The 21,991-nt window shown below is 45.9% G+C and carries 14 protein-coding genes; 3 read left to right on the top strand and 11 right to left on the bottom strand.

Annotation, left to right across the window (positions count from 1 at the left end):
- Positions 1 to 297: 297 nt before the first annotated feature.
- The gene (locus ACFQ21_RS10020) at positions 298 to 2,754 is read right to left on the bottom strand and encodes a carboxylesterase family protein (RefSeq protein WP_377578509.1); all 2,457 of its coding nucleotides are present in this window, start codon (positions 2,752 to 2,754) and stop codon (positions 298 to 300) included.
- A 257-nt stretch (positions 2,755 to 3,011) separates the two neighbouring features.
- Between ACFQ21_RS10020 and ACFQ21_RS10015 the strand changes: the two genes are divergently transcribed.
- From ACFQ21_RS10015 to ACFQ21_RS10005, 3 genes are all read left to right on the top strand, one after another.
- Entirely contained in the window at positions 3,012 to 3,464 is a 453-nt protein-coding gene (locus tag ACFQ21_RS10015) for an SRPBCC family protein (RefSeq protein WP_377578507.1), read from the top strand.
- A 220-nt stretch (positions 3,465 to 3,684) separates the two neighbouring features.
- Positions 3,685 to 4,953, top strand: coding sequence for a M57 family metalloprotease (locus ACFQ21_RS10010; RefSeq protein WP_377578505.1), 1,269 nt, complete (start codon positions 3,685 to 3,687; stop codon positions 4,951 to 4,953).
- Between the two features lie 267 nt (positions 4,954 to 5,220).
- A complete protein-coding gene (locus ACFQ21_RS10005) occupies positions 5,221 to 5,703 on the top strand; it encodes a YHS domain-containing (seleno)protein (protein WP_377578503.1) in 483 nt (160 codons plus the stop codon).
- A gap of 104 nt (positions 5,704 to 5,807) precedes the next feature.
- Here ACFQ21_RS10005 and ACFQ21_RS10000 read toward each other — a convergent pair whose 3' ends face one another.
- From ACFQ21_RS10000 to ACFQ21_RS09955, 10 genes are all read right to left on the bottom strand, one after another.
- Positions 5,808 to 7,973 (bottom strand): xanthine dehydrogenase family protein molybdopterin-binding subunit, encoded by a 2,166-nt coding sequence (locus ACFQ21_RS10000; protein WP_377578501.1) that lies wholly within the window; start codon positions 7,971 to 7,973, stop codon positions 5,808 to 5,810.
- Positions 7,974 to 7,975: 2 nt separating this feature from the next.
- Positions 7,976 to 8,437 carry a (2Fe-2S)-binding protein gene (locus ACFQ21_RS09995; protein WP_377578499.1) on the bottom strand — a complete coding sequence of 154 codons (462 nt, stop codon included), beginning with the start codon at positions 8,435 to 8,437 and terminating at the stop codon, positions 7,976 to 7,978.
- Positions 8,438 to 8,633: 196 nt separating this feature from the next.
- Positions 8,634 to 10,739, bottom strand: coding sequence for a T9SS type A sorting domain-containing protein (locus ACFQ21_RS09990; RefSeq protein WP_377578497.1), 2,106 nt, complete (start codon positions 10,737 to 10,739; stop codon positions 8,634 to 8,636).
- A 344-nt stretch (positions 10,740 to 11,083) separates the two neighbouring features.
- Positions 11,084 to 12,760: an eCIS core domain-containing protein gene (locus tag ACFQ21_RS09985; protein WP_377578495.1), complete on the bottom strand. Its 1,677-nt coding sequence runs from the start codon at positions 12,758 to 12,760 to the stop codon at positions 11,084 to 11,086.
- A gap of 24 nt (positions 12,761 to 12,784) precedes the next feature.
- On the bottom strand, positions 12,785 to 14,653 hold the full coding sequence (locus tag ACFQ21_RS09980; protein ID WP_377578493.1) for an eCIS core domain-containing protein: 1,869 nt from the start codon (positions 14,651 to 14,653) through the stop codon (positions 12,785 to 12,787).
- A 31-nt stretch (positions 14,654 to 14,684) separates the two neighbouring features.
- Positions 14,685 to 16,649: an eCIS core domain-containing protein gene (locus ACFQ21_RS09975; RefSeq protein ID WP_377578491.1), complete on the bottom strand. Its 1,965-nt coding sequence runs from the start codon at positions 16,647 to 16,649 to the stop codon at positions 14,685 to 14,687.
- A 38-nt stretch (positions 16,650 to 16,687) separates the two neighbouring features.
- Entirely contained in the window at positions 16,688 to 17,923 is a 1,236-nt protein-coding gene (locus ACFQ21_RS09970) for a hypothetical protein (RefSeq protein ID WP_377578489.1), read from the bottom strand.
- A gap of 3 nt (positions 17,924 to 17,926) precedes the next feature.
- Positions 17,927 to 19,111 carry an eCIS core domain-containing protein gene (locus ACFQ21_RS09965; RefSeq protein ID WP_377578487.1) on the bottom strand — a complete coding sequence of 395 codons (1,185 nt, stop codon included), beginning with the start codon at positions 19,109 to 19,111 and terminating at the stop codon, positions 17,927 to 17,929.
- Between the two features lie 21 nt (positions 19,112 to 19,132).
- The gene (locus tag ACFQ21_RS09960; RefSeq protein WP_377578485.1) at positions 19,133 to 20,635 is read right to left on the bottom strand and encodes an ATP-binding protein; all 1,503 of its coding nucleotides are present in this window, start codon (positions 20,633 to 20,635) and stop codon (positions 19,133 to 19,135) included.
- Complete coding sequence (locus ACFQ21_RS09955) at positions 20,622 to 21,989, bottom strand: contractile injection system tape measure protein (protein ID WP_377578483.1); 1,368 nt, start codon at positions 21,987 to 21,989, stop codon at positions 20,622 to 20,624. The genes ACFQ21_RS09960 and ACFQ21_RS09955 overlap by 14 nt, the downstream gene beginning before the upstream one ends.
- Positions 21,990 to 21,991 lie beyond the last annotated feature (2 nt).

Genomic DNA, 21,991 nt, shown 5'->3' with positions numbered 1-21,991 from the left:
AGCCTTGTACGGACCCGGTTAATTTTGGTTGTTGTTAAAAGTGGTTGTATTTAAAAGTTTGTGGAGTTACCGACCAGCGTTAGCGTCACTTCGAACGTGCGAATTGAGGGTCATGTCTTCTTATTCACCTGCGAGAAGCCCCCTTGTCGGAGCAACGTTATCGAAGCATCACATTAAATTGAAAATTATGGCTTTAGAGTTTTCTCGTGGGTAATGTGCATTTTACAGGAAATGCAACACGCTCGAAATGACGGTGCTAACGTTACTTCGAGCGTGCAGTTATAGGGAAGCAATACTTTAATTTCCTACCTGTTGTCCTTTTTCGAGTGTCCAGTCGTTGCCGTAAAAGCCGGTGAGTTTGATGGCTTTGGCTCCATCCCTTAACATGTCGGTTGTAAAGATGAGGTAATCAGGGAAACCACTGCCGGCAGCAAAGTATTGATTGGCTTCGGTAGCCTGAAGTCCCGGTAAGCCAGTTCCGCTGATCACACCGACCGATGCTATATCGCTGTCAGCACGCGGCCATGTAAAATAGGCAGCGAGGTTGTCACCGGTATACGTCTTTGCCCCCGCTTTTATACTTCCGCGTTGAACGTTGATTGGACAATCTGCCAATACTTTCTTCCAGGCTGTGTTGGTTGTAGCGTTACCATAGATGATCACACCACGGTCGCGGTATGCGCCCGGAGTAAAGTCTTTATCAGCGATAATATCAACGGCTCCGTTTCCACGGTAGTACCACACTTCTGCATCGTAGCGTGCTTTGTTGTAAGACCATTCGTTCTCGGCTTTTGTGCCTGCGGTGCTATATACAAACACCATTCTGTAGTTAAAGGCTTCTTTGAATGAACCATTGCGATTCACACCTTTTTGTTTTACGGAAGGCTTCTGCCCTACTTTCCAATTGGTATCCTTATAAAGATAAACTATATCATCAGCGGATTTAACAGTATACTTTATGGATTCAAGTTTATCCAGTGAAATCTGTACCGTTGTATTCGGAGCAAAGTCTTTCAGCGAAAACGCCAGTGCTGCTATATTATCGGTAGTTCCGGTAATGCGTCCGTTCTTCTTATCGCGTTTCAGTTGTATGCGGCTATATTTATAGGACTGCTGTTGCTGCAGTACTGATACCCAATGAAACTGGGAAGAAATCGAAGTACTGGCGCTAGAAAAATCAACCACATTCATAGAACTATCCGCAGGGATTGTATGCCACTTAAAATAATCGAAGATCGGTTTCCAATCCACACTTTCATTTCCGAACCAGTGTGAACCTCCGGGATATTCATAGTAACTGAAGTCCTTGTGGAATTTTCCTAACAGTTCACGCATCTGTCGTGCATAGTCAACCGATACAACGCGGTCGCTGTCGCCATGATGTATATATATACCGGCAGTCTTGTAGTTTTGAGCCAGTTCAATAATGTTGCTCGGGTTGCTCGCCTGCAATAACATGTTCTCTGCAGGTGATGCGCCTTGTCCCGGAATTTTTCCATCAGCAGAACCATATCCGGTCAAGGTCGGGTATCCTGCGCAGGGTGCTATCGCTGCCCATTTGCCCGGGTAGGTTGCACCGAGGTACCATGTACCGTGTCCACCCATCGAGTGTCCCGTAAGGTATATATGCTGCGGATCCGGGTTATAGTTTTTCTTCGCGATGGTTAACACTTCAAGGGCATCGAGCCTTCCCCAATCTTCCCAGTTAAAACCACGCGGACGTCTGTTGGTGGGGGCTACCAATACACCCCATTCTTTCGGTTGATAAGCACGTGCTTGTCCTATCGCTTCAACACCTGCTCCGTGTACCGACAGGAACAATGCAGGTTGTTTGCCATCCGGTTTACTTTGTGGAGCTACACCATAATACTGAACGCTTCCGTCAATAGCACTGATAAACGTTTTGCTGTGATGTTCATCGGCATTCACCGCATCAATCGTAACGGATTTTTCATCAAGTATATTTCCCTTCTGTGATAGCTTCAGGGCACAGGTATAACTGTTCTTTTGTGAGACACCGGTAGCATTTATCCGGAAGCCAACCTTACGGGATGTCAATGGCGGTACTGCAGGCAGATTGGTGGTATACTCTTTACCTTCCAGTGTGCTTTTGATAGACAGATTGGTCAATGCTTTGTCCGTTGTATTGATCACGACTACCGCGCCCCAAAGTTCTTCGGATGTATTATTCAACACAACGTGCGGCAAGGTAGGATCGTCTGTGCTGATGGTAGCCGGTTTGCCAGGGAACAACAACGTGGTGTTTACGCCTTGCCACCGTGCCCAGCGTGAGCAGCGGATCAAGAATTCGTTCGTGCCCTTCTTCAACTTTACAGGTATATACAGGTAGCCATGCCAGTATATATCTCCGGCATGTGGTGCTCCGTTTACAAACACCATGTTATGTCCTTTCACATGAAGCAGTGCAGACTGTTCCTGTTTCGCCTCATAGGTAAGGTATAAATATCCATTGGACAGTAATTCATTTTTAAAGAGACCTGCTGTATCAACTTCCAGTGACTTCCAGGTGATGGCCTGTCCTTTGTCGTCAGTCAGTAATGTCTGACCGGCTACTGGAGTTTTAAATGCACCGGTGTACAACTGGTGGGCTAACAGGTCTTTTACGAGAGCTTCGCGACCATACTGATGCACGGGCCCTGCCACCAGACCTTTGGTGAAGCGGTAGGTTTCCTGCGCGAAGGAAGCTGCGAAGCAGAAACAGATTAAAACAGTGAGTGTAAAATGCTTATACATTAATTCCGGGTTAGATGATTAAACATGGATCACGAAATTCCTACCAAATGCAGGAAGTTCATGGTGGATTTATACTGATGGAATAAAAACGTTCCGACAGGCATATCGTTTTCCGTTTGTCGTGCACCGTTGTTTTCGTATACTTTCGTCTCAATAATTTGAGGTGCCCGATCCGCTGCTGACATACTATTGTCAATACCGATGATTTGATTCGTGGACTTGAAATTATTGAATTAAAACAACAAACACCTATGGTCATGGACAAACAACTCATCATTAAAAACGACATCACGATTAACGCTCCGGCATCTGTGGTGTGGAATGCGCTCACCAATCCGCTACAAACCAAAAAATATATGTTTGGTTGTGAACCGGTAACAGATTGGAAACCTGGAAGTCCGATGCTATGGAAAGGAGTCTTTGATGGCAAGGAACTGGTTGCCGTGAAGGGTAACATTGTTGCCATACAGGAAGGTAAATATCTGGCCTATACGACATTCGATCCGAACTCGACAACCGAAGATATACCCGAGAACTACGCAACCGTTACGTATAGTTTAAAAGAAGAAAATGGAAAAACTCACTTCGCTGTAACACAGGGAGATTTTGCAAAAGTTGCCGATGGAGAAAAACGATTCCAGGATGCGCAACAGGAAGGCGGCTGGGCCGGTATACTGGAACAGATCAAAGACCTTGTTGAGAAACAATAATATAGGTATATCAGCGCTGTGCCGTTGTAACATTTATATACTATATATATGTATACAGCGCTGATATAGTATACTATACCGGATATTTCAGGTATATATTTACTTTATAAAATTTATTTCACATCCGTTTGGAAAAGTACAGATCTTTCTACCTATCATTGCATCGTTATTGTAATCATTGTTAGTTATTGTTTTTTCAACCTTTAAACCACACGTTATTATGAATTTAAAAAGAAGAACTCCCGGGAGGAGTACGTTACTGTCATGCCTGTTTGCAATGTGTATGGTATTATTCGTTGCTTCCTGCGAAAACGAGAAAGTAGAAACATCCTCTGAGGATGAAGCGCTTAATCGGGTTGCCCTCAAGCTGAAGGAAGCAGGATTTGATACAAGCGAAGGATTCCGAAAATTTGAAAACGGATACCTGGTAGAATACGATATGTTTTTAACGGAGGCGCAGATTGATGAACTCGTTGAAGCATCACAACCACCGTTGGCTTCCGGCAGAGAAGAACACTACCGAACCAATCAGTTGGTTATTGCCACGCCACGTGTATTGCAGGTATATATGGATGCCGGATTTGGCTCCTATATGCAGAGCTCCTTTGACGCAGCGCTGGCACGCTACAATGCGCAGGGACTTGGTCTCACGTTTCAACGTACAACCAATTCTTCTGCAGCAGATATCAGTATACTTTCTTTCTATGAAGTAAGTAACACGCTCGGATATAGCGCAGGCTTCCCGTCAAACGGAAACCCGGCAAGTCCTATCAGGCTGAACACGTACTACTATAACAATTCATCCAACCGTGCTGATGCTACTACCGTTATAGCACACGAAATTGGTCATGCGATCGGCTTCCGTCACACCGACTATATGAACCGTGCATTTAGCTGCGGCAGTGGTGGCAACGAAGGTGATGCAGGTGTTGGCGCCAATCACATTCCCGGCACTCCTACTACACCGTCTGCTAACTCATGGATGCTCGCATGTTCCAACGGAACAGATCGTCCTTTTACCAGTGCAGATGTAACAGCGCTTACAACAGTATATCCAAGTCGCACTATACCAGCAGGAACATCTGCTGTGTATCGTTATTACAACAGCGGCAATGGCGATCATTTCTATACAACCAACTGGGGCGAACTCGGTGGTGGCCGTGGCGGATATGTGTTGGAAGGTATAGCTATATTTGCCAATACCACGCAGGCATCGGGCACTGTTCCGGTATATCGTTATTACAACAGTGGCAATGGCGATCACTTCTATACAACAAGCTGGAGTGAATTAGGTGGCGGTGGTGGTGGCTACGTGTATGAAGGTGTAGCTTTCTATGCCTTTACTACACAGGCAAGCGGCACGGCACCGGTATATCGTTATTACAACGGAGGTAACGGAGATCACTTCTACACAACGAACTGGGCAGAGCTTGGTGCAGGTGGTGGCGGCTATACCTATGAAGGTGTAGGCTTCTATGGATATCCTTAACAGATAAGATATAGTAGTGTTGATTGCTAAACTTCAGGCTCGGTACTAGTTACCGTGGCTTGAAGTTTTTTTATGTCCGTAAAAAAATCAAGCCCGCAGAAATCGCAGAATCATTTTCTTAAAGGTATAGATTTCGCTTCACCGGAATTGCTCTGCGTAAATCAGCGCCCTCTGCGGGAAAATAATCCGGGAAAGATTTTTCCACGGCATGCTGCCTGATTAGTCGCCAAAGTCTCAATTGAGTCAGGCATCATCATTTTATCTTTGATGGCAGGAATAATCTCTAACATCATGAAACTATACCTGACCATTTTTGCACTTTTCGTATCGATTGGAGCTATGGCGCAAACTGAAAATGCCACGCGCCTGCGAAACTATAATAACGACAACGGCATTGCCATAAAAGACTTTGACCCGGTAAGTTACTTCAAAGGAAAAGCTGCCAAAGGCACCGAAGACTTCGCCTATACACACAAAGGACTCACCTACTATTTTGTGAACAACGAAAATCTTGAAGAGTTTAAAAAATCTCCTGCCAAATACGAGCCTGCGTATGGAGGATGGGATGCGTATTCAATGGCGGTTGATGGACAACGTGTAAAAGTTGATCCTTCTACGTACAAGATCATTAATGGCAAAGTATATCTCTTCTATAATTTCAACGGCAAGAATCACTTGCGCGCCTGGAATACCGATGAAAAGAAAAACAAAGAGAAAGCCGATAAACTCTGGGTACAGAAAATGCGCTAAGATATAGCAGCAACTTTTTTTAACTGAAAGACACAGCATTCGGACAATGGTCTGAACAGCTGTGTCTTCAGTAAGAAACTAAACTATAACCTCGTTATCAAGTATTACATGCGCTCACCCAGGTTTACGCCTTTCAATTCTTCCTGTTTGATAAAGGGTTGATTGTAGAGACGCTTGCCGGTTGCCTTGAACAACGCATTGGCTACTGCTCCACCCGTTGGTGGCAATGCAGGCTCACCGAGTCCTGTTGGACTGATTTCATTCTTCACAAAGTGTACATCAATTTCAGGAATCTCTTTCATTCGGATCAACCGATACGTATTGAAGTTCTTTTGTTCCGCTGCCCCGTCTTTGAAAGTGAGATTGCTATAGAACGCGTGTCCTAATCCATCTACTATACCGCCCCTCACCTGCTGGTTCGCACCACTCAGGTTTACCACTACACCACAGTCTGCCGCAGCATGTATCTTTTGCAGCACTGGAGTTCCCTTCTTCATGGCAACTTCTGCTACTTGTGCTACATACGAACGATGTGAGAAATATACACTAAAGCCTTGTGCTATATTTTTCTTCTTACCCCATTGTGATTTTTCAGCGGCCAACTCAATCACACCTTTCATCCGGTCGATATCATATTTGATAGCACCTACCGGTGATTGCTTCGCTTTGTTCAGGAGGTTAAGTCGGAACGCAACGGGATCCTGTCCGGAAGCTGATGCTACTTCATCGAGGAAAGCCTGCTCGGCAAATGCTAAAAAGTTTGTGATCGGTGCACGCCAGGCCCCGGTAGTAACCGGTGATTTATGTTCGATTGTCTCAATCAGTAAATTATCAACAGCACCCGAAGGGAAATTATCCTCACGTGTTGTGTTACCTGCATTTATACCTACACCGCGTAATTTATACCCGATGAGATTTCCCTGGGCATCTAGTGCTGCGTCAAATCTATAGCGCACGGCAGGACGATAGCTTCCCCCGGTCATATCATCTTCACGTGTCCAGATTACTTTTACAGGCGCTTTGATGATACTCGAAAGTTCAGCAGCCTCCAATACATAGTCAGCTTTCAGTCTGCGACCGAATCCGCCACCAAGTCTTGTCAGCTCAACAGTAACTTGCTCGGGTGCGAGTCCCAATAGTTTGGCTGTCTCATTGCGTGCCATCTCCGGAGTTTGTGTCGGACCGATCAACTCAGCTCCATCCGCGCGTACGTGCGCAAAAAAGTTCATCGGCTCCATAGGTGTATGCGAGAGGAAAGGACACTGATACTCACGTGTAATTACTTTCGCTGCTGACTTGAATGCAGCATCAACATCACCGTCTTTACGTTTTATGGTAGTCTCTTTACTATCCAGTAATGTCTTGAGTATACGATCATGATCTGCTGTACTTTCGATAGCACCGTCTGCTTCATATTCAACTTTCAAAGCTTTACGTGCCTTGTTTACCTGCCAGGTAGACTTGCCTACGATCGCGACATTATTCTTGAACGTAACCACATCCACGATACCGGGCATTGCTTTGGCTGCAGCAGCATCGACTGATTTTATCTTTGTACCAAAGGACTGCGGCCGTTGTATCATGGCAAACAACATTCCTTCACGATAGAAATCCAAACCATAGAGCGGTTTACCCGTGATCATCTCCTGGTTATCGACATTGCGTATAGCCGTACCGATAAGTTTGAAATCCTTGATCGACTTTAATTTTACATCAGCCGGTACAGGTATAGCAGAAGCTTCCGTAGCAAGTTCTCCATAAGTAAGTTTGCGTCCGTTGCCGGAATCCAGTACATAACCTTTATCCGTTGTTAATGAAGTTGCCGGTATATTCCATCGTTTCGCAGCAGCTTCTACTAGCATCTGTCGCGCTGTAGCACCCGCTTTGCGCAGACGCTCCCATGAATGGGGAATCGCCCCACTTCCCCCCGTTACTTGTCGCTCGAATTTTTTTGTGTCGAGTGCTGCCTGAATTACTTTCACTTTTGTCCAATCAGCGTCAAGCTCTTCCGCTACGATCATGGGAAATGAAGTTTTTATATTTTGTCCGAGTTCCGGATTCGGAGACAGAATCGTAATAACACCATCGGGTGCTATCGAGAGATAACTATTGAAATCAATTGTACCGGCAGGCAGATCGGATACATGGCTGATTACACCTGCAGATGCCGGAGCAGCACTGCTCCAGTGAAAGCCAAGTAAAAGACCACCGCCTGCTGTTGCTGCCAGCTTGATGAAATCGCGTCTGTTTGTTTTCGGTAGTATAGACATGACTATTTGGTTTTTGATGATGCCAGTATAACTGCTTCGCGAATACGATGGTAGGTTCCACAACGGCAGATGTTACCGTTCATGGCAGTATATATTTGCTCTTCGGTTGGCCTGGGAGTTTTAGCAAGCAATGCTGCTGCAGACATGATCTGTCCTGCCTGACAATATCCACATTGTGCTACGTCCACTTCATGCCACGCCTGCTGCACCGGGTGATCGCCTTGCGCAGAAAGTCCTTCAATGGTAGTAACGGCTTTTGTTCCTACAGCCGACACCGGCAATGAACAGGAACGCACTGCATTTCCATTGAGATGTACCGTGCACGCACCACACTGCGCAATGCCACAGCCATACTTCGTTCCTACCATGCCAAGATTATCGCGCAACACCCACAGCAACGGAGTATCGGCATCAGCATCCGTCTCGTAACTCCGTCCGTTAATTTGCAATTTGTAATGAGCCATTCGTGTATGAATTTAGATGTTGAAGGTAGGAAAATATCTTCGCTGGAAGTAGCAACACGAAGTGCATTTGGATGGATGGTAATATACGTCCACCAGGCGTTGAATTGTACCCGATGAAAAACGCATCGGAACAGGAAAAAAAATATAGCCTGTACTGCGATGCACAGGCTATACAAAATTCAAAATTACTTTATTGTTATTTTACCTGGATGAGTTCCTTACGGATTTCATCACCGGTAGTAATCGTAAGAATATATAGGCCTGATTTATGGCCTGCCAGATCGAGTTGTTTGGTACCGGCATCTTCATATTGCTCCGATACAATTCGGGATCCTTTGAAATCAGTAATTGTAATTTGTACCGGTGTGCTGAGTCGGTCTGTGCTTTCATCTTCCCGATCGATATCGATGCTGAGTTTGCCTCGTACGGGATTCGGATAATAACGAATATTGTGAGCGAGAAAATGCTTGCAGGAGCGTGACACAGGTGCTATATGAAGCGATGCCCCCGGTTCGCGAACGATACCGTTGAGTTGTTTGCTAACCGGTGCCATCAGATTTTCGCTCCATATCGTTTTTCCTTTCGCGTTCAGCAGTGATATAGAAAACGAAACTTTCTTATTATGCTTCGTCTTTACATTCAGATTAAAATAGCGCTGATCCGGTTTTATATCGATGATCACTTCTTCAACACCTTTCGGCACCAGCGAACCATCCAGTGAAACTATATTTTGAAAATCAGTATTAAAATTATCGATACCGGTGATTAACGTATACGGCTTGTCCGCTACAGGGAATTTTTCACTGAACGGAGCATCAAATATTTTTTGCCATACAGAACTTCCCGGTTTGTCGTAAAGAGATACTTGCATCTTCGGATCAGGACATAACGGAGGAAAAGCACACAATGTATCAATAGCGAAATCAAGATCTATACCTGCCCAGCTCCATTTACGGTTATTCGTATAGGTAGCGATGCGGAAACGTTCATACTCCCACAGCTTTACCGGGATGATCGGCATGCCGCAGCTTACGGCATCTTCAATTCCAATCTGATACTGATAGCTAGTCGAAGGAGAATACTGGTTAAGCGCCCACATATGCTGACATCCAATCGTGGTTATATACTTTGTGATGTGTTCTCCTCCGGTTGTCTGAAGTAACGTGAATGTAGAGCCGTTATATTCAAATGCATAATCATGCTTTTTCGTATAGGGAATAATCAATAAATTTCCGTTCCGGACACCCAGCCAGGTGGCAGGCGAAATCTCTTCAATCAACCCGGCGAAGTAATAGAACAATGTAGCAGAAGTGCCATTGTATTTATATATCGTGATGGTGCCGTCATTGGCACTGGCGGGTATATATAGCTCATCGTTGTAAACAACCATTTCACCATCGAACATGGGTTGTGCTCCAGGTAGAGAAACGACAGACAGCACGCCATCTTTATATTTATATACTGTTCCGGACAATACAGGTTCATAACTTCGCTGGTAGTAAAATGCATTTTGCCACGTTAGTATACCAGTGGTCTGATAGCCATATTCGCTGTCCAGGGTTGTAAGCGTAGTTCCGTCAAAATGATATACCATGTACGCGTCCTGTACAATCAGGACATTAGGCGTACCAGGCATTCCCACAATGTCATTGACGTCCCACAGGAGAATATCCGGAAGTGTAACGGAACTACTTCCATCATACCGAACGATTCTTGCGTTGGCGCCATCCGGTGTATCAGCTGCGAAGAGTATATAAAGATACTCTCCTGCGACAAACAGTTCATATTCTGAATCGATGACTGTCGCTGCAATAGGAAGTGCAGCACTGACCGTAGTGCCATCATACCGGAGCAGTTCGAGGCCGGTTGGTGTTTTGGTCAGCACGTGTAGTTGTCCATTGTATACCACGGGATTTGATACAGGTTGATGAGGCAACGGTATGTTCGTATATACAGAGCCGTTAAACTTATACAGATAGTTATCTATAGCATAATGAGACAATACCGCGTAAAGATTATTATTAAAAACGGTGAACGGTTGTTTTAACTGATCGTGACGATTCACGGTTAGCTGATAGCTGCCAACAACCGGGTAAGCGTAGTTGTTTACTGTGGTGCCATTATACGATCGGAGAAATGAGATACCATTTTCAGAGACGTATAGTTTTGAGTCGTATACAACACTTTTGAACTTGCGATCCGACATAGGGTCAGAAACAGGAACGATGTCAATTTGCGCCAGGGCAACATGTACGCTGAGGCATGCCACCACAGCGAGGGATACATAAAATTTGATTTTCATAAAAGAGGGGTTTATTAAATAATACAGAGTTAATCACAACGATACGCCCTATACCTATAGGACAGTATGCTTTATAAAGCAGGATGAATACATAAATCAATTACACACAATATTTTTAGAATACAACAAGTACTGCATACTTACGTCTGGCATTAAAATTTAGATACACTATGCGTAAAAGTCTTTGAACATTTTATCTTAAATTCTATGAACAATTTTTTCCGTGCAATGATAGCTGGTTATGGAGCAAAAAAGCTTGGCGGTGGATGCCTTGGTACTATTATAGTATTCATTATTATATGGGTTGCCTTGGGACAGTGTAGTTGAATTATAATACTATATACCTATGGACACCGGGGCGGAGTATTTGTCTCAACCTGGTGAGGTCCCAGAAATATTTCACGTATAGCATCAACATGGGCTTGTACAACAACACGTCTGGCATCACGTTGTGCCTGCGTCTGCATGTCTTGCGAGCGCTGACCGCGTGGCATTTCTATGGTGATGATCCGCATAGCAGAACGGTTTCTTTCGGGATGCGCTGCATCGCATACGGCTGTACTGCCCCACCCTCCCAGGCTAACGCCTTCACCGCGATGATCTGTAGATGCTTGTCCTCTGCTTCGCGTCTGTCTCTGCCCTGCCTGAGCAATAGGAGGATCCAGGGCATACGTGGTGTTTTCATTTTGCGAACCTAAACGATTACCACTGACAGCTGCACCACGGCTTTGTGCAAGGCGGGCCATTTCAAGTGCAAGGGCACGGTCTGTGTCGTAACCTAAAGCAATCTGATTCTGATCGGTTCTCGGATCAGCAAATATACCGGCCGATGCATCACTATGCATAGCATGTACGCTCACAACTCTGCTCGGTCTGATCCGGTCGATAAGTTCCAGCAACATAACATTTTCTGCTTCGATGGTTCTGCCTCTGCTATCCACCGGGTTAGAAGGATCGAATGATCTCCCGAACTCGGGCATTTGGCGATTCGGATCTACAGCTGTACTGCGGGTATATCTGCCTACATTTGAATCGGCTTGAATGGCTGCCCGATTTCCTTCACGCACATGGGCATTGTCAGGAAACAGGCGAGGTACAATAGTCACCGTATAGTATGGACGTGGTCCTGTCCGCAATTGCGTAATAAGTTGTTCAACCACTTCAATTCCTGATAACTCAGATCCGTGAACACCTCCAATTACCAGCGCACGATTGGTGGTGGTGCCTGGAAATTCATAAGCATATATCCCCCTTCCTCCGGCTGAGCTTCCCAGGCGAACAGGACGATTGCGTAACCATTCTGCGTATGCTGCGCTGTGTTGCGTAACCTGATCTCGCGGTAATCCGGTTTCCCTGCTGAAGTCATCCAGTATAAAGTCATGAATAGGATCTCGTCTTGCGAATGGAACTCTTTGAATATAGCGTCTTTGTACGGTATTAGACTGCTGCACAACATGCGTGAGTTCATGCGCCAATAATCTTTTACCTGCTGATGACGCAGGCGCGAATTTTCCGTTATTAAAGTATATATCATTGCCGATAGTAAAAGCCTGAGCATTTAGTTGCGTTGATAGCGAAGCTGCTTCATTGTCGGTATGAATACGCACATTCGAAAAATCATTACTGAAACGACTTTCCATAAAACTCTTCGTACCGCTGTCCAATACGCTGCCACTGCCACGGCTCGATGCTATCTGATCGCTGACAGACTCCGGTACAACTGTACTACCAGAGGATGCCTCTTTTTTTTGTATGAACGCTGCGAGCGGCTTGCGTTGAGCCCTCTCCTCTTCTTCACAATGTGAGCACTTCCGTTGTATATAACTGTTTTGTGGTATAGCCACTACTTTATTCGCTACAGCATCGGCCTCAGCTTCCAACGGATCGTCTATTGCCCCAACGGTTAGTTTGCATTGTACCGGCAATACAACACTTTGTTCCTGTACAGTAGCCTGACACTGCGATGGAGAACTTGCAGCAGGTACAACGCTGGATGATGGAGGCCGTGACGTTTCTTTCATGATATAGTATATATCGTTATCGGGTTAAGGTCTCCGGGGACTGGTTAATGATAATACGAGCCTTGCAGCATTTACAACTTCTGTAGGACATGTAACCTCTGCGTAACTTTCCGGAACCGCGTGTTCGTAATCTTCCTGGCGCGAAGTCTCTTTCTCAAAAACAATGGCTGCCCTTCGCAAAAGCGGGTATATAAGATCGGCCTGTTGAGCGGCAGTTAACCGTGGCAGTCGTTGCATTAAGGTCTCATCGCGGTGCACAGCTTCTGCTGGATTTGTTGAGAACTCCTGCGTTGCATGTCGGGCCAGTGGATCGCCCTCAATAGAATCATCTGGCAAAGAGTATAATTCTCCTTCACCAAGGGGTGCGACCGAAGGAGTAACTCCGGACACACATGTGCCCGCTGCACCGGCAAGCCCGGCACATAGCTGCAGCAACCGTTGCTGGGCCGCATCAGCACGCGCCTGGGCAAGCAATGTATTACCCATAAATGTACTGCCTCTTCTTCTGCCCAGTGGTCCTTCCGGAGAAGTAAAGCCGAGGATCTGAGTTACACGATAACCACGGGTGAGCAATTGCTGTATAGCCGCAATATTTTCCATGCTTTGCGCAACGTTGATTCTGTCGGTAGCATAGTTAAAGTATATATACTTGGATTGCCGATCGGTTGATGTTACTGTTCGTGTTCTTGTTTCTGTATGTGCCGGTGTCAGGCGTTCACATTTAAAACGCGTGGAGATACGTTGCCGCAGACTGGTACATCTGAAGCGATCCTGACTACGTCCGGGTGTTATCCGTACGTTTGCCGTGATGGACCAGCCTTCATCATTTCCCTGACCTCGTAAGTCTACATCTAAAGGTCCTCTTCGGAGTCCTATACTTCCACCACCACCTTGAACGCCTTCAGAACTGATGGAGACTTCACCCCGTGCTGTCAGACTAAATTCTCCGGATTGTGCAAATACTATTTCAAGGAATGGAGTAGCTTCCGCAGAGCGAAGTATACGCGATAATTCCGAACCCGATGCACCGCGAGTAATGGCGTCCAGTAGCTGTTGCGCTGCACCTCTTGCTGCTTCGGGTATATTTGCTCCCAGGGTTACTTCGCCTCGCAGGTCATCGGTACACCACGTGAGATTAACAAAAATATTATCCATGTTTATTCCGCCACCGAACCTGGGACGTTGCGTTGTACGGGTGGTAGTTGTATCCACTACTTTTGTTACTCTATAAGTTGCGCCTTCATGTTCTACCGTTGCTGTATTGGGACCGGTTGCGCGGGCGCTGGTTCGCTGTATTTTACGTTGTATGCCCTGCTGCTGTATCGTATGAGTTAACTCGTGGGCAAGCAGATATTTACCGGCATTGGACTCCGGAGTATATTTCCCGGAATTGAAGTATATATCGTTCCCTACTGTAAACGCCTGCGCATTCAGGTCTTGTGACAACTGTGATGCGTACTGACCGGTATGAATGCGTACATTGGAGAAGTCTTCTCCAAAACGACTTTCCATAAAACTTTTCGTGGAGCTGTCCAGTGTACTTCCGCTGCCGCGAGTGGATGCTATCTGGTTATTCACCGCCTCTGATACAACGGTACCACTACCGGACGATTCTTTCTTTTGTATAAACGAGGCCAGTGGTTTGCGCTGAGCTTTCTCCTCTTCTTCACAATGCGAACATTTACGTTGTATAAAACTATTTTCCGGCATGCGCATCACTTTATCGGCTATGGCATCGGCTTCTGCTTCCATCGGGTCGTCAACTGCGCCAACGGTAAGTTTACATTGGATGGGTAGAACGATAGCATCCTGATCACTTCTTATTGTCTCCACGGGAGGTTGTGACGAAGCTTGTGTTTTTTGTGGTTGTTGATTCTGATGATGTTGTGTCATGAGATTATCGTTGTTGTAATCTATAAACTAGCTAAGGAGTTGTAACGGGTGCCGTAGGTTGATCACGAAAGAAATGTTCCACAGCATCTCGTGTTGTTGGAGGTGGTAACGTTTCATCCAGTGTTGCTTTTGCAAAATCAGCTATAGCAAATGCATTTGTCATACTTATACCAGAATGCATCCAAGAAGGTCTTCCCATGAGAAACAAAACGAAGGTAGTTTTGATACGATCTGTTTCAGATAAACTAAACCATGCAGGACAGAAATCAATTTCTCCGGAGGGCGATTGCGTTGCCAGAGAAACTGCAGAAGAAGTTACAGTTCCAGCTCCCGAAATTCCCACGGCACCGCTACTGCACGGTGCGCTAGCAGCGCCCTGGCAATTGAGAACTGAACCGAGTGAAGAGTGATAAGACGATGTATACAGGTTGGTAAATAAACTATTAAATGCCCGGAGATCCGCTGTAGACGTAACGAGAGGTAAATGTCTGTTCAGGAAATCCAGCTCAGCCTGAGGCAGGTCTGTTAATGGAGCGCTGCCTCTTAATCGGTCAGACATCTGTCCAATTAATTGCCATCCTCGTCTCGTCCAGAGTTCAGCTCTTGCAAATGCAGAGAGTACAAATGCCGTATTTGTGCAATTTGTTCTGTCAGGTTGAGCAGGAACGAGATTGCCCGTTGTCCGGTTATGGAGTGCTTCTGCCAAAATTCCATAAGACTCCGCGTTGTCCAGCGCTTCTTCCGGAGTAAGATGATGAAAAACGCGTTCGTGGTCATAGGCCCTGTCGGTAATACCGTTTCCTTGTGTTACAGTATTACGTATCCCTACATTTGGAATAACGGCATGTCCCATCTCATGAATAAACGTAGCTATATTTCTACCGGTACCACACAAGTGTATTTCGTACGGAGTATCTACATAGGCAGCTACATGACTTGATCCTGATGCCCTGCATTTATGTCCACCACAAAATATAGTGACCCGGTTAGGCTCCCGTAACATTCTTCCGATGTGGTAAAACCGTGATGCGAGTAATTGGACATATAGTTCATCTGTGGTATGAAATGTCTGTTGCAGTGCCGAAGCTATTCGGGTATGATCTGCAGAAGGCGCTGTTCCCGGAGTATTGAAAATCTGGTCGGCCGCAAATCCTACTAACTGACTATATATATCATCGATCCATGCAAGCGATTCATTTACTATATCGATAACAAATTGCGTATTTGAAGCGCAAGTGGTATCAATTATCGGATTAATAAATTTGCTATTCAACCATGTTCTATACTCTTCACTATGCTGTGATGCCCGGTCACGAGGTACACCGGTTTCGCGGCTGAAATCGTCAAGGATAGGATCATGTATACGGTCACGAGGGATTCGTTGTATAAATGGCTTCTTCGAAATTACATTGTCCTGTTGCTGTACGACATGCGTCAACTCATGCGCCAACAGATGTTTCCCTTCTGATGATTCGGGACTATACTTACCTGAATTGAAGTATACATCATTTCCAATCGTGAAGGCCTGCGCATTCAATGCAGAAGAAAACGCTGCAGCCTGACTGTCGGTATGAACGCGAACGCCTGAGAAGTCTGCTCCCAACTGTGTTTCCATAAAATTTTTGACAGGCTTGTCCAGCGTGCCGCCATTTCCGCGGGTTGATGTAATCTGAGCGCCTAGCGTATCAGACACCACGGTACCACTACCCGACGTTTCCTTTTTTTGTATAAACGAAGCCAGCGGTTTGCGCTGAGCTTTCTCCTCTTCTTCACAGTGCGAACACTTGCGTTGTATAAAATTATTTTCCGGCATGCGCATTACTTTATCAGCCATGGCATCGGCTTCTGCTTCCATCGGATCGTCCGCTGGGCCAACGGTAAGTTTACACTGGATGGGTACCAGTATACTTTGATCACCTTCTGCCATACTGAGCGAAGGCTTAGACTCCGCTGCCGGAGTTGATTGCGTCTGCTGTGAAAGTGAAACGTTCTTCATAATCTATAGCTTGATTATGTATATTACGTCAATAATATTTATGCCATCGCGGAGTCTCCATCGGGTATCGGAAAGTCTCCAACCGGTGGACGCACGCGTGCCGGCATGGTGGCACGCATGCGTGTACGCCATGTATTTATATTGTTTCGAATGAAATTATACCGTGCCGGAGAGCGCTGTTGAAGTACAATGGGAGTGTTTATATAGGCTGCTATCGATTCAGCAAAGTCTTCACTGGGACCTCCATCGACAGCGTATCGCGACATGGGCTGCTCGCTAACGGTATCATCAAACCAACGACCTGTTGTTATTCGATGTTGAACCGGTGGTTGTGTTTGACTCGCGATTGCAGCGCGTACGGTTGGCTGGCCTATATCATATAGCTCTGCCGGGTTGCCAATCCATCCTACCGCTGCTCTGAAATCAACAAAGGTCTGGTTATTCTGCGATGCCATAGCCGCTTCGGCAACACCATGTCCCAGCTCATGTGTGATGGTGCGCGCTATATCTCGCTCGCGGTTCCTGGTTGCTATGGGTGCTCCGCCCGGAGTGTTGATTCCGATAGCAGGATTCGTTGAACCACTAAAGGCCTCGAAGATCGTGAGGCTTCCTGCTCCGAACATCGCACCTATAGTTGAATCCGGAACGCCAACACCTGCATCATTGGGCTCGTAAAATACTTTGAAGAAAGTAATGGATGTAATCGTAGGTATAGCACCCAAAGCATCAGCCATATCTTCAATCCCATTGATGATACTGGTATAGTCATCAGATGCCGTTCCCGGATCCCATCGCTGCCAGCCTGGAATTGTAACCGTGGGTATATTTCTTCTTGTGCTGCGTTGTTCCTGTTCTTGTTGTGTACCCGTATGTATATCACTAACGCCAAAATGCGTACGAACATAATTATCGAATTCTGTCCGGCTAATATTTCCGGTTGGCCGGTATCGCTGTGTGATGACAGGTGTTACAGTTGGTAGCGGAGCCACGGGCACCGGTCTGGGTTGTCGTTGAATAACGGGCATGCCTGATGTCGTTCTGTGTACAGCAGGCAATGATTGGTTTACTTTTCGTTGAATGAATGCCGATAGATTGCTACGGTGCGAGGTAGCGTCCGTCATAATACTATTTTCCTGCCGTAAACCTGTTGCAAGCGAGAGATCATACAAAGGCATATATATATCGTTTGTCTGTTGAGCGGGGTCGCTATAGCTGCGGTTTCCCAAGGCGACAGATTCAGGTTTTGCCGGTATAGGTGCGATTGTTTGATACATATATTAACCGTTTGTGTGCGCTGCACAAGATGGAGGTGCTGCTCTTCCGGATACACGAAGCGCGAATGATTCAAAACAACTTGCATCAGCTCTTCTCAAGGCATCCACTTCATGTCGTGCCATGTGAAACCAGATATGAAATGGTTCGTGCAGAAGAGTGGCACCTTGCTCGTCCGGTGTATCCCAGAAAGTCTGACAAAGCACGATCAACCTGTTTCCCGGACAAGAGAAAGCAAAGTCATTGCCACAATTACCAGTCTGGCATCCAACGAGGGAAACATTACCGATTCCCAGACCCATGTATCGTAAGTAGCCCGATTGAAGTGTCTCTCTTACTCTGACAAACCTCTGGATCTGTTGTCGTATTAGTCCCCGATGCGCTACGTTGTTAAAGGACAACCCCAGTTCCTCATTTAGTATCAACTCGGCATTTGCGTCTACGGGATTTCCGGCTACAGCATTTGCCAATTGTGTTGTTAAAGTGTCTTCGGCATTTTGAGCCAGTTGAATCGCATCCGTGTCAGCATCGCGTATAGCATCGATAACTTCTTGTCGTGTCAGACCTAACCTGGTTAGCATGGGCTGTGTTGTTACCACATTTGCGTCAATGACTCTTCGTTGAATCTGTTTTCTTTGTAAATCGGTTCCTTGTTGTACAACGTGCGTCAACTCATGCGCGAGCAAATGTTTTCCTTCGGAGGACTCCGGGCTATATTTACCTGTATTGAAGTATACATCATTGCCAACCGTAAACGCCTGCGCATTTAGTTCGGACGACAACGCAACGGCCTGGCTATCGGTGTGAATGCGTACGCCGGAGAAATCTGTACCAAAACGACTCTCCATAAAATTTTTCGTAGGTGTATCGAGTGATGCACCACTTCCCTTCGTCTCCTGAATTTTATTAGACACTGCATCGGAAGCTATACTTGTATTTCCGGATGCTTCTTTCTTTTGTATGAAGGACGTTATCGGTTTTCGTTGTGCCTTCTCTTCCTCTTCACATTTAGAACACTTACGTTGAACGATGCCGTTTGCAGGCAGGCGCATCACCTGGTCTGCAACCGCATCGGCTTGTGCTTCCATTGAGTCGTTAACGGAACCAACCGCCAGCTTGCATTGGATATTGGCGGCTGCGGATGAATGGCTTTTACTATCATTGTTATTCTTCGAAAGCTCGCTCTCCATACACTATATCTTTAATGATACTTACATCGTCTTCCCTTCTTTTTTAAACTCCTTGCGGATACCCTGTAACAGATCATCCACTGTTACCACGTTGTCATTGCGATTCAGTGCCAGCAGCGAGGCAAACTGAACAACATTTATAATAGATCCTCCCGAAAGTTCATACTGTTGTGCGATACGCTCCATGTCACTGCTGGACGGTGGCTGACATACTTCACTGAATGCACCGTTCCACAGACGAAGGCGTTCGCGCGGCTGCGGTTTTTGGAAATGTATAATGGACTGCAATCGTCTTGTGAAAGCTTCATCGACATTGTTGCGCATGTTCGAAGCGAGTATAACAAGTCCCGGGTAGTCTTCGAGACGTTGCAATAAGTAAGCTATCTCCTGGTTGGCATACTTATCATGTGCATCCGATATACCGGTTCGTTTACCAAACAAGGCATCGGCTTCATCGAAGAAAAGTATCCAGTTCTTATTCTCGGCTTTGCGGAATACTTTTTCCAGGTTCTTCTCAGTCTCTCCTATATATTTCGAAATCACCATTGACAGATCAACCCGGTATACATCGAGATTATATAGTTTGCCGAGCAACGCGGCCGTAAGCGTTTTACCAGTACCTGGTGGACCATGAAATAAAGCTTTATAGCCTGGCTTAAGTTTCTTATCCATCCCCCACTCTTCATATAGTGTCTTTCCATACTTTAACCACACGCGAAGTTCATCGAGTTGTTGTGCGGTGAATTCATCCACCACGAGATCGGTCCACTCCATTTTTGTCGTAAGGCGTTTCGCAGGGAACTCCATGCTGAATGCAGGCTTGCGAATATTACCGGTCGTAAAGAAATCTACATACTCATCAGTAATGAGAATGGAACTGCTATAGAAAGGTTCGCTGCCAGAGCTGTGGTCAAGTTGAATGATGTTGTGTGCTGAGAATATATGATCAGGCTCAAACAATCTATATACTCTGAAACGGTAACTCAAATCATTACCCGCCAGTAAGAACAGTGCTGTCTCAATGGTGGGAACGAAGCCACTGTGCCGGTTTCCCTTTACGCCACCGAACTCGGTATAGCCTCTGCCCAGCGGTTTGTTGATCGAGAAGAATACATCCAGTAAATGCGGTTGCACATGTGGAATGATGGCCAGGATAAGGACAAGCCGTTCGTCAGCATTGAGCTTGTAGTAGTTAACGAACTCAGCATATACGGAAGTATCTTGTGTGAGGTCCGGGATGGATATATTTTCGCCCAGCCCAACCGTTGTGGAGTTGTCCAATTGAGTGCCTTTCGTGCCGGAGCTTCGGTTTAATATCTTGTTGATCCAGCTATGTTCTTTCTCCTGCTGGATTTCGAGTTTGTCTTTCGGAAAGTAATCCTGCAAACGTTCGTTTACCACGCGGGCGAACCAGCCGATCTCGCGTGCAAGTGTCTCTGCATTTCGATCAAGTGGAGAACCCGTCATACCAGCCTCCGACACGATCAGTTCTTGTCCTATACTATTTTGTTTACCATTCAACATAGATCAGGTAATTATTCCAGGGCAATGTTATAGTAGTATATCCCCACGGAAGTTTCTCCAACAGAACATCCATCGTCTTTCGCTCTACCTGCAATAGCCAGTGTCCATCGTTTCGCGATAAACTTCCGTCACGTACCAGGAAACTGTTTCGTAAACCATCGACCGAAGTATTTCGGAGTGCCTGCCAATGCTCGATGATTGCGTTTAATAGGACAATCGCTTCGTCCAGTTCCTTCTGCTGTAAAGCGGCATCCAGTGGTACAGGTTCTTCTATCGGCACACCACATAGTAATTTCTCCAGTACCAGGCTATATTCCGGAGTATACTGCTCTCCTGTGCAGAGAAATCGTACCAGTTGCACACCTTTATATTGTGCTGCCTTGCTTTTCCACGATACGCCATCCAGTAAATCAATTTTCTGAAAGAATGGTCGGAGAAACTGCGCAAGTAAAACAGCACCCGCATATTTGGAAATATACTTCTCTGCAACAGGCGTTGTATCAGCAGGCATTGCGCTGGCTTCAGTATTCACTATAGCGCCAAATGGAGTTGTGTTCTGCCCAATCGCCGTAGGCAACGCAGTTACTGCATTCTGCAATTCTTGTTGAGATGCACCGGAAAAAATGCGAGGAACAGATTTCTCAAATATAGTCTGAACCTGGTTGGCATTGTCCGCCTCTGATAACGCGGGGACATGTTCCAATACTATATCCGCGAGCAGTATATCTGTTCTTTCCACACCTGATGCCAGCGAATTGTGTTGCTCCAGGATCATATCTGTCCATGTTTTATATACCTGTACTATTGGCAACAGCGCGGGTAAGGCAGCTACGATTTTATAGCGGGTATCCGGGTTCAATTGCAAAACAATTCTTCGCCACAGGTTTTCATTGAACCTGTTTCGTTGTAGAAAATTCACAAAACCTTCTTTGTGTTTTTGCATTTGCTCCGATACAATTGCATCTATATCCAGTTCTTTTTCATCGGCCCACCATGGTGTAGTGCCTGCCAGCAGGAAATATTGCAACAACTCAACCTGTGAACGCTGTATGGATTCCCTCCTTTCTTCGGGTGGTATAGAAGCGATCTTCTGCAACAGTGCTTCTTCAAATTTTCCCGAGAATACATCTGCAAACGTCTGGTAAAATGTATAGGTACTGAATGTACCCAGATCAAGTTCCAGTCTATTCAGATGAATCCATTCGTCCTCGGCAATATACCGTGAGCATACGCGATCAATTACGACCTCAATCTGTTGCTGCAGTGCGAGGCTGAAGTTATGCCGCAGTTGCAGCGCCTGCTCCTCGCTCGGGCAATGGATTTCGATGCGTAATTGATTCACCAGATGCTTCATCC

The sequence above is a fragment of the Ohtaekwangia kribbensis genome, from assembly GCF_042676245.1.
In the GTDB taxonomy this organism is placed as follows: domain Bacteria; phylum Bacteroidota; class Bacteroidia; order Cytophagales; family Cyclobacteriaceae; genus Ohtaekwangia; species Ohtaekwangia kribbensis.
Note: the sequence above shows the minus strand (reverse complement) of the source record. Positions and strands in the feature narration are given on the sequence as shown.

What these genes read in the sequence shown, in the direction of transcription:
- ACFQ21_RS10020 (WP_377578509.1), bottom strand. Translation starts at nt 2,754, where the DNA reads ATGTATAAGCATTTTACACTCACTGTTTTAATCTGTTTCTGCTTCGCA.
- ACFQ21_RS10015 (WP_377578507.1), top strand. Translation starts at nt 3,012, where the DNA reads ATGGACAAACAACTCATCATTAAAAACGACATCACGATTAACGCTCCG.
- ACFQ21_RS10010 (WP_377578505.1), top strand. Translation starts at nt 3,685, where the DNA reads ATGAATTTAAAAAGAAGAACTCCCGGGAGGAGTACGTTACTGTCATGC.
- ACFQ21_RS10005 (WP_377578503.1), top strand. Translation starts at nt 5,221, where the DNA reads ATGGCAGGAATAATCTCTAACATCATGAAACTATACCTGACCATTTTT.
- ACFQ21_RS10000 (WP_377578501.1), bottom strand. Translation starts at nt 7,973, where the DNA reads ATGTCTATACTACCGAAAACAAACAGACGCGATTTCATCAAGCTGGCA.
- ACFQ21_RS09995 (WP_377578499.1), bottom strand. Translation starts at nt 8,437, where the DNA reads ATGGCTCATTACAAATTGCAAATTAACGGACGGAGTTACGAGACGGAT.
- ACFQ21_RS09990 (WP_377578497.1), bottom strand. Translation starts at nt 10,739, where the DNA reads ATGAAAATCAAATTTTATGTATCCCTCGCTGTGGTGGCATGCCTCAGC.
- ACFQ21_RS09985 (WP_377578495.1), bottom strand. Translation starts at nt 12,760, where the DNA reads ATGAAAGAAACGTCACGGCCTCCATCATCCAGCGTTGTACCTGCTGCA.
- ACFQ21_RS09980 (WP_377578493.1), bottom strand. Translation starts at nt 14,653, where the DNA reads ATGACACAACATCATCAGAATCAACAACCACAAAAAACACAAGCTTCG.
- ACFQ21_RS09975 (WP_377578491.1), bottom strand. Translation starts at nt 16,649, where the DNA reads ATGAAGAACGTTTCACTTTCACAGCAGACGCAATCAACTCCGGCAGCG.
- ACFQ21_RS09970 (WP_377578489.1), bottom strand. Translation starts at nt 17,923, where the DNA reads ATGTATCAAACAATCGCACCTATACCGGCAAAACCTGAATCTGTCGCC.
- ACFQ21_RS09965 (WP_377578487.1), bottom strand. Translation starts at nt 19,111, where the DNA reads ATGGAGAGCGAGCTTTCGAAGAATAACAATGATAGTAAAAGCCATTCA.
- ACFQ21_RS09960 (WP_377578485.1), bottom strand. Translation starts at nt 20,635, where the DNA reads ATGTTGAATGGTAAACAAAATAGTATAGGACAAGAACTGATCGTGTCG.
- ACFQ21_RS09955 (WP_377578483.1), bottom strand. Translation starts at nt 21,989, where the DNA reads ATGAAGCATCTGGTGAATCAATTACGCATCGAAATCCATTGCCCGAGC.